A 12,283-nucleotide genomic window follows, 5' to 3' on the forward strand; every position below is an offset into this window, starting at 1 on the left:
AACGTCCTGAACGGGGGCGCACACTGGATCACCAGATGTCCTGGACCAAGGGGGCGGGGAAGCATGGCGGAGCCGGAGTTCACGGCCACGGGCGTGCGGATCGGGAAGCGGCTGCGGTCACTGACCCGGGCCGGACAGGTCCGGATCAATGACGGCAGGCTTGAATTGCTCACCAGTTACGGCAGCGAGATCGACAGCGCGCCGGTGCAGGCGGTGCGTGCGTCGAAGCCGTGGTTCGCGCCTGAGGACCGGGCGTTGGCCGACCTCAACGGCAACAGGTATCTGTTGACCCTCGGCGAGCATGACCCCGCGCCCGGGCAGCCGGGGCCGCCTGCGGCACGCCGGTTCATCGAGGCCGTGCGGAAGGCGGCGGGGCGGGGCGGGTGAGCGTTGCGGCGGGTTGCCGTGTGGCAGGGTCGGCCATGCGGTGGAGCGGGCGCGCGGCGGAGTGGGCGGTCCGTGCGGTGGAGTAGCTCGTGCGTGCCGTGGAGCAGCCTGTGCGTGCCGTGGAGTGGCTGGTCCTCGCCGTGCGGAAATTGTTCCGTGCCATGGAAGGCCGGCCGCGAGTTGCGGGACCGCGGCCCCTGAGTCACTCTGGTCTCACGTCACTCTGGGTTTACCGGCGATAACGCTGCGAACCAGCCCGCCGGACACAACAGCAGGCGGCCGTTCTCCGACCACCTCGCTGGATCCGAACTCCGTGTTCTTCCGGACCTCAGTCGGGGAGTCGCAGCCGTGATCAGTCACCCAAGCAGGCACTGCACGGTGGAGCTCCAAGCCCTGCCGTCGCGGATCGGCCAGGTCCGCAGAATCGTATCTGCGCAATTGCGCTACTGGCATCTGGACCCTCTGATAGACCGGGCCGCGCTCGGTGTGACAGAGCTTCTGACCAACGTCCACCGGCACGCGCAGCCGGACAAGACGTGCGTCGTCGAGATCGAGCTGCTGCTGGACCAGCTCATGGTCTCGGTGCGCGATCGCGATCCCCGGCTTCCGGTGGTGGGCGACATCGACGAGGTTTCGCCTACGGCCACTTGTGGGCGGGGGCTCGCGATGGTCGCCGCGGTGAGCGAGAACTGGGGGGTGCGGCCGGACGGTGAGTCCGGGAAGGTCGTGTGGTTCACACTGACCGCGCCCTCGTCCGCCACGGCTGCGCCGGCTCGTCCGCCGCGTCGTACGGCCGCGGAGAAACCCGCGCACCGGTTCGTCACCGAGGTCGAGCACCCGGTCGACGGCCACCGGCCCCAACACGCTCCCGCCCGGTCCGCCGTTGCCGGTTGATCGGGCGGTGATTCGTTATGGGTTGCGGGGGGGGGAGTCGGTCACGGACGGCGGGACACCGAAGTCAGTCTTGAGGCAACGACACCCAGGCCTGGGTTCAGACAACGACATACCTGGGCCGGTATCGACAACTCGCCATACCTGAACCGGTGTTGAAAACGCACCCACGCGCGCACCTCTATTGGTTCGGTCGCCTCCGGGGCGCTGGAAGCCGGTGTTGAGAGCCCCACCGTGCTCGGCGCTGCGCGCCTCCGCGCGCTGGGGCTCTCAACACCGGCGCGCCCCTACGGCTCCCTCTCGGCCGTCCACGTTGGCACAGTGGAACTTGGTGGGCCCGCACCGCTGGTGATGGTTGACGCCGTTCGCTTCTCTAGCGGTGTTTGATCATTCGGTGGCGATCGCCCGCAGTACGTCCAGCCGGGCCGCTCGGCTTGCCGGGCGCAGGCCCGCAAGGGCACCTGCGGCTACGCCGACCAGGGCCACCACTACGAGTTGGACCGGTGGGATCGCGAAGGCGAAGGCGCTGTCGCTCGCGCCGTCCGAGGCCTTGACCAGGACCCAGCCGAGGAAGGCGCCCAGGGAGAGGCCTCCGAGTGTGCCGAAGGCCGCCACCAGGACCGACTCCCAGCGGACCATCGCCCGGAGTTGGGAACGGGTCTGGCCCACCGCCCTCAACAAGCCCAGTTCGCGCGTGCGTTCGTGGATCGCCAGGGTGAGGGTGTTGGCGATACCCAGGAGGGCGATGAGGACAGCGAGGGCGAGCAGTGCGTAGACGAGGGTCAGCATCATGTCGATGCCGCCTGCTGAGGACTGCGCGTACTCGTGGCGGGTCTGGACTTGTGGGTTGCCGTAGTGGGCGGCGGCTTTCTGGACTGCCGCCTTGCCCTTGGCCGTGCTCACACCGTTCTTGAAGGAGACGGCGACCAGTGTGTCGGAGTCCTGGGTGCGGTGTGGGGCCCAGGCCGCGCGGGTGATGACGTAGTCGCCGGCCAGTTCGGACTCGCCGTAGACCGCTCGGACCGTGAAGGTCTGCTTCTTGCCGTCGGTGAAGGCCAGTTGGGCCTTGCTGCCGGTGGTCAGGTGCTGGCGGTCGGCCTCTGTGCGGGTGATGGCGATGCCGTCTGTGCCTAGGGTGCGGAGGGAGCCGTGGATCGTTCCCAGGTCGAAGGTTCGGGCCAGGGCGGTGGGGTCCGTCACTGTCAGCGCCCGGCCCTTTCCGTCTACTTCGGCTACTCCTTGTCCCAGTCCTACTGCCGTGTCCACCTCGGGCAACTTGCCGATGGCTCCGGCGAGTTGAGGGCTCAGGCCGCTGCCTCCCGCGCCGAAGGACGGGGTGCTGACGGCCACGTCACCGGCGAAGGAACGGGACACCGTCTGGTCCATCGTCGCCTTCAACGAGGCGCCGAACACGGTGAACAGGGACACCACGGCCACGCCGATCATCAGCGCGCTCGCGGTGGCGGCCGTACGGCGGGGGCTGCGCAGGGCGTTGCGGCGGGCGAGGCCGCCCGTGACGCCGCGCAGGCGGTCGAGGGGGCTGCCCAGGACGCGTACCGCCGTGGAGGAGGCCACCGGGCCGAGGACGACGAAGGCGACCAGGGCCAGTACCGCCCCAAGTCCCGCCAGCAGCAAGGACGGTGAGATCAGTACGCCGGTGAGGGTGGCGGAGACGGCAAGGAGCGCGAGGGCCATTCCGGTCAGCGCTCGGACGCGGGACGCGCCTGACTGGTCCACGGCCGTCTCGCGCAGCGCCGCCAGGGGTGCGGTGCGGCCCGCTCGTACCGCCGGCATGAGTGCGGAGCCCAGGCAGACGATGACGCCGACTGCGAGGGGGAGGAGCATGGAGAGTGTGCGGATCACCAAGTCGCCCCCGGGGAAAGGGAATCCGATCGCCGGGAACAGCATCTTCAGGCCGGCCGCGATGCCGATGCCGCCCGCCAGTCCGGCGGCCGACGCGGTCACGGCTACGACGCTCGCCTCGGTGACCGAGGCCGCAGTGACCTGGCGGCGGGAGGCGCCGAGGGCCCTCAACAGGGCGTTCTCCCGGGTGCGTTGGGCGATGACGATCGCGAACGTGTTGTGGATGGAGAAGGTCGCGACCAGGAGGGCGATGCCGGAGAAGACCAGGAGGAACGTGGTGAAGATGGTCAGGAACTGGGACGAGATCATGTCCGTGTTCTCCTGCGCCGACTGTTGACCCGTGATCGCCTCGACTCCCTTGGGGAGGACGGGAGTCAGGCGGTCGACCAGTGATTGCTGGCTTACGCCCGGGCCCGCCCTTACCTGGATGGTCGCCGCCTCGCCCGGCTTCGCGGTGAGGTACTTCTCGGCGTCGGACCGGGTCAGGCCGGTGAAGGTCACCTGGGCCATGCCGTCCTCGCCGCCGAAGGTCGCGAGGCCGACGATGGTCACCTTGACGGGGTCGGGGGTGCGCAGTGTTGTCGTGTCGCCGATCTTCAGGTGGCCCTTGTCGGCGGCACCTCGGTTGATGACAACCTCGCCCGGCCTGGCCGGAGTTCGGCCTTCTGCGAGGCGGTACGGGTTGAGTTGCGGGTCGGTGATCCAGTTGCCGGCGAGGGTGGGCGGGCCCTTGCCGCCGATGGCCTCGCCGTTGGAGCCGACGAGTTGGCCCGCGCCCTGGATGTTCGGGGCGGCGGCCGCCACACCGGGGACCTGGTCGATGGTCTTCACCAGGGCCGTGGGCACCGGTTGGCGAACTCCCTGGCTCTCCCCCGGTGTTGTGATGGCGTCGGCGCTGCGGACCACCGCGTCCGTGCCGCTGGTCGCGTCGCCGAACATGGTGTCGAAGTTGGCGCGCAGGGTGTCGCCCATGACGAGGGTCCCGGCGAGGAAGGCGACCCCGAGGAACACGGCGAGGAACGTGCCGGCGAAGCGCCTTTTGTGGGCCCGCAGGGAGGACATGCTCAGGCGTACGGACGCGTTCATGACCTCACCTCCTCGAAGGCCTTCAGGCGGTCCAGGACCTTGTCGGCCGTGGGGGCCCGCATGCGGTCGACGAGGTGTCCGTCCGCGAGGAAGACGACCTCGTCGGCGTGGGCGGCGGCGACCGGGTCGTGGGTGACCATCACGACCGTGCGGTCCGTCTGTTGTACGGCTCGGCGGAGCAGGCCGAGGACCTCGCCGCCGGAGCGGGAGTCGAGGTTGCCGGTCGGCTCGTCGGCGAAGACGACCTCGGGGCGGCCCGAGAACGCCCTTGCCACGGCGACGCGTTGCTGTTGGCCGCCCGAGAGTTCGGAGGGGCGGTGGTGGAGGCGGTCACCCAGGCCTACGACGTCGACGAGCGCGTCGATCCAGTCCTGGTCGCCGCTGGTTCCGGCGAGGTCCAGGGGCAGGGTGATGTTCTCCGCGACGGTCAGAGTGGGGATCAGATTGAACGCTTGGAAGACGAAGCCGACGCGGTCCCGGCGGAGCAGGGTCAGGCGGCGGTCGTCGAGGGAGCCCAGTTCCGTGTCGCCGATGTAGGCGGAGCCGGAGGTCAGTGTGTCGAGGCCTGCGGCGCAGTGCATCAGGGTGGATTTGCCGGAGCCCGAGGGGCCCATGATCGCGGTGAAGCGGCCGGCCGGGAAGTCGACGCTCACCCCGTCCAGGGCGCGTACGGCGGTGTCGCCGACGCCGTAGACCTTGACGGCGTCGACGACCCGCGCTGCCGTGCGGGTGGTGGTCGTGGTGGTCGCGGTGGTCATGCCGGGCCGCCCTTGCCTGCGGTGCGGCCGAACTGCTCGTCCAGGACGGACAGGCGTCGCCAGTACTCGTCCTCGTCGATCTCGCCGGAGGCGAAACGGCGGCCGAGGACGGCGAGCGGGGAGTCGCCGGTGGGGCGGGTGTCGGCCATCGCGCGCCACGGTCCGCCGCGCCCGATCCCCCGGCCGCGCCAGACGGTGCGGCGCAGGACGGTCACCACGCCGACCACCACGGCCGCCCAGATCAGCGGGAGGAACAGGATCCACGGGCCGGGGCCGCCGCCGTGCCAGTTCGCCAGAGTCTGCATGTCGATTCATCTCCAAGAGGTCCGGAGCCCCGGAGGGGGCTTCCTGTGATCCGGTGATGTCCGGTGATGTATCGAGACTGGCTCCGCGGAGGGGTCCGGGTCGTCGTACGGCCAGCGGCAGTGTGCGTACCTCCCGGGGAGTACGCGGGGGTGTTCTGGCTGCTCCGGCCGTCCGTCGATAACCTCTCGACTTCTGTACCTACTAGTATGTACAGTCCTGCCATGAGCACCTCGGATCGACTGATCGAGTCCACCCGTGAGCTGTTGTGGGAGCGGGGCTACGTGGGCACCAGCCCCAAGGCGATCCTGGAACGCGCGGGCGCCGGGCAGGGCAGCATGTACCACCACTTCAAGGGCAAGCCGGAGCTGGCGCTGGCGGCTATCCGGCGGACTGCCGAGGAACTGCTGGCTACCGCCGAGGGAGTACTCGACGGGCCCGGCACACCGTACGAACGGATCGAGGCGTATCTGCGGCGCGAGCGGGATGTGCTGCGCGGGTGTCCGGTCGGGCGGCTGACGATGGATCCGGACGTGATCGCCAGCGACGAGCTGCGCGAGCCGGTCGACGCCACGCTCGACGCGATCCGTGAGCGGCTCGCCGGGATCGTCGAAGAGGGCAAGGAACAGGGGCAGTTCGGGCCGGAGCTGGACGGCGAGGAGATCGCCGCCACCATCCTCGCGACCGTCCAGGGCGGGTATGTGCTCGCCCGGGCGTCCGGGTCGCCGGCCGCCTTCGACGCCGGTGTCCGGGGGCTGCTCTCCCTTCTCTCGCCCATGTCCTCCCGATAGGAGTCCAGGTACGTGCGGATCAACAGGAAGCGCCCCGACACACGGCAGGGACCGGCGGAGAACTTCACCGGCACGGTCTGGCTCGACGAACTCGCCGCGCCCGAACCGCCGTCCCGCATAAGGATGTTCAGCGTGCACTTCACGCCGGGCGCGCACACGGCATGGCACACCCACCCGCACGGCCAGGTGCTGCACGTGACGGAGGGCGAGGGTCTGGTGCAGCGCAAGGGCGGTGCCGTCGAGCCGATCCGCGCGGGCGACACCGTCTGGATCGAACCGGACGAGTGGCACTGGCACGGCGCGGCGCCGCGCACGTTCATGACGCATCTCGCGGTCGTCGAGGCCGCGGAGGACGGCACGACCGCCTGCTGGTACGAGCATGTCGACCCTGCCGACTACCCTGCCTGAGGGGGCACTTGATGCACGCGATGCAGTACGGACTCACTCTGCCCGCGGACTACGACACGGGCATCGTCCGGGGCCGGGTCGCCCGGGTCGGGCGGCTGCTCGACGACTGGGACGGGCTCGGCATCAAGGCGTATCTGCTGCGTGAGCGCGGGGTGCACGGATCGCCGGTCAACGAGTACGCGCCCTTCTATCTGTGGAACACGGTCGAGGGCATGAACCGCTTCCTCTGGGGCGGCGCCTTCCAGGGACTCGTCGACGACTTCGGGCGGCCGGAGGTCGCGCAGTGGACGGGTCTCGCCTACGAGGAGGGCGGCGCCGCGGGCTCACCGGCGGCCGTCGCGGTGCGCAAGCGCCAACGGCTGCCGGAGGGTGTGGAGTTGGCCGCGGTCATGGAGGACGCGGTGGGTGAGACCCGGCGGCTGGCCGGGGAGGAGGGCGCGGTGCTCGCGGCGGCGGCCGTCGACCCGCACAGCTGGGAGATCGTCCACTTCTCGCTCTGGGAGCACGGGACGCCGAAGGCGGAGGGGGACGTGTTCCAGATGCTGCATCTCTCGGCGCCGGGGCGCGGCGAGCTACCACGAGGTCGGCAGTGGTAAATGCCCTCGTCCGTACGGTGCTTGGGGATGTGGAGCCTCGGCTGTTGGGCCTGTGCGACGCGCACGACCATCTCTTCATCCACAGCCCCCAGCTCCCCGGCCAGGAGCTGGGCGACGCCTCGGCCGCGCGGGCCGAGCTGAACGCGTTCCGTTCCGTCGGCGGGGGCGGTGTCGTGCAGTGGACGCCGTACGGGATGGGGCGGCGGGTCGCCGATCTGCCGCTGCTGTCCCGGGCGTCGGGGGTGCACGTGGTCTGCGCGACCGGGTTGCACCAAGCGGCGCACTACAGCCCGGAGTTGCTGGAGAGTCTGCGGGGCGGGCTGGCCGAGGTCTTCGTCTCCGAGCTGACGGAGGGCGTGGGTCCGTCCGGGGTCCGCGCCGGGCTCATCAAGGTCGCGGGCGGCTTCCACGGCCTCGACGCGCACGCCCGCTGGACGATGACCGCCGCGGCCGAGGCCCACCGGGCGACGGGCGCGCCGATCGCCGTGCACCTGGAGCTGGGCACGGGCGCGCTGGACGTACTCGACCTGCTCTGCGGCACGTTGGGGGTCGAACCGCACCGGGTGATCCTCGGCCATCTCAACCGCTCCCCCGACCTCGTGGTCCAGCGCCAGGCCGCCGACGCGGGCGCCTATCTGGCGTTCGACGGCCCGTCCCGCGCCCACCACGCCACGGACTGGCGGATGCCGGACGCGGTCCGGGCGCTGGCCGAGGCCGGGTTCGGGGACCGGCTGCTGCTCGGCGGGGACACGGTGGTCGCCGGGGCACGCTCGGTGGACGGCGGGCCGGGCATGCCGTATCTGCTGCGCCGGGTGGGGCCACGGCTCGCGGTGGAGCTGGGTGAGGAGTTGGTGGAGCGCGTGTTCAGGGAGAACCCCGCGAGGGCGTTCTCCGTCGAGTGGCGTTGACAGAGATCCCGTGAGGCCGAACGCGCTCTCCTCGGAGGCGGTCGCCGAGGGCTGAGGCGGGCCCGCTATGTTCGACGCGAACATCGAACATGTGGAGCTCGTGTGCAGACGACGACGGTGGAGCCGCCGAGAGCGGCGGAGGCGGATGTCGCGGCGTCCGGGTGGCCCCGGTCCTGGCCGCTCATGCTGCTCGGGGCGGCTGTCGTTCCGGGGCTGCTGCTGTTCGTCGTCGGGCGGTGGCTGGACGCGCCGGCCGTGCAGGCCTGGCGGACCGTGTGTCTCGCCATCACCACGCAGGCGCTGCCCTTCCTGCTGCTCGGTACGGCTCTTTCGGGAGCGATCAACGCGTTCGTGCCGGCGCGGGTGTTCACGAAGGTACTGCCCAAGCGGGCCGCGTTCGCCGTGCCGGTCGCCGGGATGGCCGGGGTCGTGCTGCCGGGGTGTGAGTGCGCGTCGGTGCCGGTCGCGAACAGTCTGATCGGGCGCGGGGTCACCCCGGCCGCCGCGTTCGCGTTCCTGCTCTCGGCGCCCGCCATCAACCCGGTCGTGCTGACCGCCACCGCGATCGCGTTTCCCGCCAGCCCGGTCATGGTGCTGGCCCGGCTGCTCGCCTCGCTCGCGACCGCCGTGGTGATGGGCTGGCTGTGGCTCTGGCTGGGGCGTGAGGAGTGGCTGCGGCCGGTCGCGCGGCACACTGGTCACCGGCCGGGGCACAGCCGTTTCACCGAGTTCCGCACCGGCTTCCAGCACGACTTCCTGCACGCGGGCGGCTTCCTGGTCGTCGGCGCGATGGCGGCGGCGACCTTCAACGTCGCGGTCCCGCGCTCCGTACTGGACACCTTCGCCGGCTCGCCCTGGCTCTCCGTCCTCTTCCTCGCCGCGCTCGCGATCATCCTCGCGGTCTGCTCCGAGGCCGACGCGTTCGTCGCGTCCTCCCTCACGGGCTTCTCCCCCACAGCCCGGCTCGCTTTCATGGTCGTAGGCCCCATGGTCGACCTCAAACTGATCGCCCTCCAGGCGGGCACGTTCGGCCGGGCCTTCGCGGCTCGCTTCTCCGCCGCCACGACGGTCGTCGCGGTGCTGTCCAGTGCGCTGATCGGAGCCGTACTGCTGTGAGACGCCCCCTCCAGGTGACCCTGCTCGTCCTCAGTGGCCTGGGCCTGCTGCACGCCTCGCTCTTCACCGACCTGTGCCTGCGCTACGTCAAGCCGAGCATGCGCCCGCTGCTCGTCGTGTCCGGGTTCCTGCTGATCCTGCTCGGCATCGCGGAGGCGTGGTCACGGCGGAAACCGGACGAGGGTGACGACCACGCGGGCCACAACCACTCCAAGGTCCCCCGCGTCGCGTGGCTGCTCTTCCTCCCCGCGCTCAGCCTCCTCTTCTACGCCCCGCCCGCCCTCGGCGCCTACACCGCCTCCCGCGCCGCCACCAAGGCCGTCCCCGTGCAGGACGCCTTCGATCCGCTGCCCGCGACCTCGCCGCTGCCGATCACCCTCACCGACTTCACGACCCGCGTGCAGCAGGACCGCAAGCGGGCCATCAAGGGCCGCACCGTACAGATGACCGGATTCGTCACGCCCGACAAGGGGGCCGCCTACTGGGACCTGACCCGCATCATGATCTCGTGCTGCGCGGCCGACGCCCAGTCCATCAAGGTGCGGGTCTACGGCATCCCGGCCCTGTCCGCCAACACCTGGGTGACGATCACCGGGACCTGGCACGCGAGCGGAACCCTGGGGACGAGTTCCGCCGTGGCCGCGCTCGACGGCGTCACCGTCGAGAAGGTCGCCAAGCCGGTGAACGCCTACCAGGACGCCCTGCCGTTCGGGGCCCCACACTGAGGCACTAGGCCACCGAGATGTCCACGGAGGGCCGCAGTTTCGCCGCCGCGGCCAGCGCCTCGTGCATGGGGTGGGTGTCGAAGGACGTCAACAGGGCCTCGTCCGCCGGGAGTTCGGCGGCCGGGTAGGCGATCTGCTCGTAGGCCGCCTGGAAGCGCGGACCCCAGCGCCGGGCGCCCAGACGGGCCGTACGGGAGCAGTTGTCGACCATGTGGGCCACATCGCGGGCGTGCATGTAGGGCAGCAGGGAGTCGACCGCCTCGATGACGGACTCGTTGACGATCTCCGACCAGGGGTGGCCGCGCTCGGCGAACTCGTCGACCTGGGCGGTCATCGTCGCCACGAACACCCCGGCGGTGAACGCCTCGACGGGCAGGGCCCGTTCGGCCCGGCGCGCCCGCACCTCAGCCCCCGCCGCCCACATCGGCGAACCGCCGATCCCGCTCATCTCCCGCGCCCCGAGCCGCCGTTCGGCCAGGACGACACTGCGCAGCTCGGTGCCGTCGGCGACCTCGTCGTAGATCTCGGCGACGATCTCGCGGGCGGGACCGTAGGTCGCCGAGTACGCGCGGTCGAAGACCTCGCGTCCGGCCGGGTCCAACTCCTCGCGGACGGCGCGGAGTCCGGCCTGGGAGATGGTGCGGGCGATGGGTCCGGTGACGTTCTCGCAGGAACGCTCGTACGCGGTCACCGCGTCGTCGCCGGTCAGGCGGTAGCGCGTGAAGAGGCTCTCGACGATGCCGTGCACGGCGCCGAGGAGGATGGCGCGTTCGCCGACGATGTCGGAGCGGTACTCGCTCTCCAGGGTGGTGCGGAAGGTGTACGGCGACCCGAGCGCGACCGACCAGCCGAGCGCGCGGTCGGTGGCCTTGCCGTCGGGGTCGGCGTGGACGGCGTAACTGCTGTTGATTCCGGCGCCGTTGATCTCGGCGCCCTGTTCGTAGAGCCGACGCACGGAGTCACCCATGCCCTTGGGACAGACGGCGATGACTCCGTGTCCGGACGGGAACTCCCCACCAGTGGCCCGGAGATGACCGAGCAGGAAGCCGTGCGAGAGGCCGATGGTGGCCCCAGGCTTGAGGACCGCGAAGATCTCCTCGTGGTGGGCGGCGAGGGCCGCGTCCGCGATCAGCAGGATCACCAGGTCGCTGTCGGCGGCGACGGCGAGCCAGTCACCGAGCGAGCCGTCCGCCTCGGTGAATCCGTGCGCGCGGGCATCCGCCGCCGACGCCGAACCGGGACGCAGGCCGACACTCACCCGGATGTCCGTACCGGCGAGGGAGTCGCGCAGGTTGCGCGCCTGGGCCCGACCTTGCGGCCCCCAGCCGATGACGCCGATACGACGGACGCCGGCGAAGGCCTGCGGGAGCAGCGGGAGGAGATGCCGGCCGCCGCGCAGGATGGTCTCCGTGCCGCCGGGCACGTCCATCGTTTCGAGGGGGAAGACGGCGGAGGTGTACGTGGTCGAGGTCATGGTGGAGTTGTAGGCTCCCGGCGAGCGTTGCGGCAAGCGCAACCTATGCAGCGGGCTGTTGCGCGAAGCGAAAGGGCCAGGTCACGGCATGCGGGACGACCATCGGGAACTACGGCTTTTCCTGCATCTGGCGCAGACGCTGAACTTCGGACGGACGAGTCTCGACTGCCATGTCAGCCCCGCGACGCTGACGCGGACCGTACAACGGCTGGAGGCCGACCTCGGACACCGCCTGTTCGACCGTGGGGCACGCGGGGTCTCGCTGACCGCCGAGGGCCACCGCTTCCGTGAATACGCCGTCCAGTCACTGGAGTTGTGGCGTGCCTACCGCGAGGAGCATCCCGACCCGGCCGAACTCACCGGCAGATTGGCCCTGTTCGCCACGGTGACCGCCTGCCAGGCCCTGCTGCCCGACCTGTTGGCGCCTTTCCGCGCCGCGCACCCTCAGGTACGGCTCGACCTGCGCACCGGCGACGCGGCAGCCGCGCTGGCCCGCCTCGACGAGGGCGAGGTCGACGTGGCGGTCGCGGGCATCCCGGCGCGGCTGCCGGAGCCGTTGGTGAGCCGGACGGTGGCGGTGACCGAACTGGTCCTGGTCACCGCCCACGACCGTCCCGACCCGGATCTCGACGGCCCCTTCGTCCTCCCCCACCGGGGCCTGGTCCGCGAGGCCGCCGACCGCTGGTTCCGCACCCGGGGCACGACACCCGACGTAGCCTGCGAACCGGACGGCCACGAAGGCCTGTTGACCCTGGTCGCCCTCGGCTGCGGCACGGGTGTCGTACCCCGCCTCGTCCTGGACAACAGCGCCGTACGGGAACGGCTGACGGTGATCCCCGCGGACCCACCCCCGGAGCCGTTCCCGATCGGCCTGTGCGTACGGCGAGCGGACTTGCGCCGCCCCCTGGTGTCGGCCTTGTGGAGCCTAACGGCGCCATAGGGCAACGCCCTGTGCTGGAGCGCCCCAAAGGGGCGCG

The 12,283-nt window shown here is 70.8% G+C and carries 13 protein-coding genes; 9 read left to right on the forward strand and 4 right to left on the reverse strand.

Features of this window, described 5'->3' with window-relative positions; genetic code table 11:
* Positions 1 to 63: 63 nt before the first annotated feature.
* Together R2B38_RS01710 and R2B38_RS01715 are read left to right on the forward strand one after the other, a co-directional pair.
* The gene (locus tag R2B38_RS01710) at positions 64 to 387 is read left to right on the forward strand and encodes a hypothetical protein (protein WP_019058105.1); all 324 of its coding nucleotides are present in this window, start codon (positions 64 to 66) and stop codon (positions 385 to 387) included.
* Between the two features lie 348 nt (positions 388 to 735).
* Entirely contained in the window at positions 736 to 1,281 is a 546-nt protein-coding gene (locus R2B38_RS01715; RefSeq protein ID WP_318014590.1) for an ATP-binding protein, read from the forward strand.
* 384 nt (positions 1,282 to 1,665) lie between these two features.
* Here the strand turns inward: R2B38_RS01715 and R2B38_RS01720 are convergent, their stop codons facing one another.
* Genes R2B38_RS01720 through R2B38_RS01730 form a run of 3 tightly spaced genes read right to left on the reverse strand, consistent with a single transcriptional unit; the run spans position 1,666 to position 5,290 of the window.
* Complete coding sequence (locus tag R2B38_RS01720; protein ID WP_318014591.1) at positions 1,666 to 4,227, reverse strand: ABC transporter permease; 2,562 nt, start codon at positions 4,225 to 4,227, stop codon at positions 1,666 to 1,668.
* Entirely contained in the window at positions 4,224 to 4,985 is a 762-nt protein-coding gene (locus R2B38_RS01725) for an ABC transporter ATP-binding protein (protein ID WP_318014592.1), read from the reverse strand. The genes R2B38_RS01720 and R2B38_RS01725 overlap by 4 nt, the downstream gene beginning before the upstream one ends.
* Complete coding sequence (locus R2B38_RS01730; RefSeq protein WP_318014593.1) at positions 4,982 to 5,290, reverse strand: SHOCT domain-containing protein; 309 nt, start codon at positions 5,288 to 5,290, stop codon at positions 4,982 to 4,984. The genes R2B38_RS01725 and R2B38_RS01730 overlap by 4 nt, the downstream gene beginning before the upstream one ends.
* Before the next feature lie 222 nt (positions 5,291 to 5,512).
* Between R2B38_RS01730 and R2B38_RS01735 the strand changes: the two genes are divergently transcribed.
* From R2B38_RS01735 to R2B38_RS01760, 6 genes are all read left to right on the forward strand, one after another.
* On the forward strand, positions 5,513 to 6,079 hold the full coding sequence (locus R2B38_RS01735; protein WP_318014594.1) for a TetR/AcrR family transcriptional regulator: 567 nt from the start codon (positions 5,513 to 5,515) through the stop codon (positions 6,077 to 6,079).
* Between the two features lie 12 nt (positions 6,080 to 6,091).
* Positions 6,092 to 6,487: a cupin domain-containing protein gene (locus tag R2B38_RS01740; RefSeq protein WP_318014595.1), complete on the forward strand. Its 396-nt coding sequence runs from the start codon at positions 6,092 to 6,094 to the stop codon at positions 6,485 to 6,487.
* 11 nt (positions 6,488 to 6,498) lie between these two features.
* Positions 6,499 to 7,083, forward strand: coding sequence for a DUF4865 family protein (locus R2B38_RS01745; RefSeq protein WP_318014596.1), 585 nt, complete (start codon positions 6,499 to 6,501; stop codon positions 7,081 to 7,083).
* The gene (locus R2B38_RS01750) at positions 7,077 to 7,991 is read left to right on the forward strand and encodes a phosphotriesterase (RefSeq protein ID WP_318014597.1); all 915 of its coding nucleotides are present in this window, start codon (positions 7,077 to 7,079) and stop codon (positions 7,989 to 7,991) included. Before R2B38_RS01745 ends, R2B38_RS01750 begins: the two co-directional genes overlap by 7 nt.
* Positions 7,992 to 8,093: 102 nt before the next feature.
* The gene (locus R2B38_RS01755) at positions 8,094 to 9,107 is read left to right on the forward strand and encodes a permease (RefSeq protein ID WP_318014598.1); all 1,014 of its coding nucleotides are present in this window, start codon (positions 8,094 to 8,096) and stop codon (positions 9,105 to 9,107) included.
* Positions 9,104 to 9,832 (forward strand): TIGR03943 family putative permease subunit, encoded by a 729-nt coding sequence (locus R2B38_RS01760; protein ID WP_318014599.1) that lies wholly within the window; start codon positions 9,104 to 9,106, stop codon positions 9,830 to 9,832. The genes R2B38_RS01755 and R2B38_RS01760 overlap by 4 nt, the downstream gene beginning before the upstream one ends.
* A 4-nt stretch (positions 9,833 to 9,836) precedes the next feature.
* On the opposite strand, the gene R2B38_RS01765 is transcribed toward R2B38_RS01760, so the two are convergent.
* Entirely contained in the window at positions 9,837 to 11,306 is a 1,470-nt protein-coding gene (locus tag R2B38_RS01765) for a ketol-acid reductoisomerase (RefSeq protein ID WP_318014600.1), read from the reverse strand.
* Between the two features lie 88 nt (positions 11,307 to 11,394).
* Here R2B38_RS01765 and ilvY point away from each other — a divergent pair, with 88 nt between their 5' ends.
* On the forward strand, positions 11,395 to 12,246 hold the full coding sequence (gene ilvY / locus R2B38_RS01770) for an HTH-type transcriptional activator IlvY (RefSeq protein ID WP_318014601.1): 852 nt from the start codon (positions 11,395 to 11,397) through the stop codon (positions 12,244 to 12,246).
* Positions 12,247 to 12,283: the final 37 nt, after the last annotated feature.

The sequence above is a fragment of the Streptomyces sp. N50 genome (assembly GCF_033335955.1).
GTDB lineage: Bacteria > Actinomycetota > Actinomycetes > Streptomycetales > Streptomycetaceae > Streptomyces.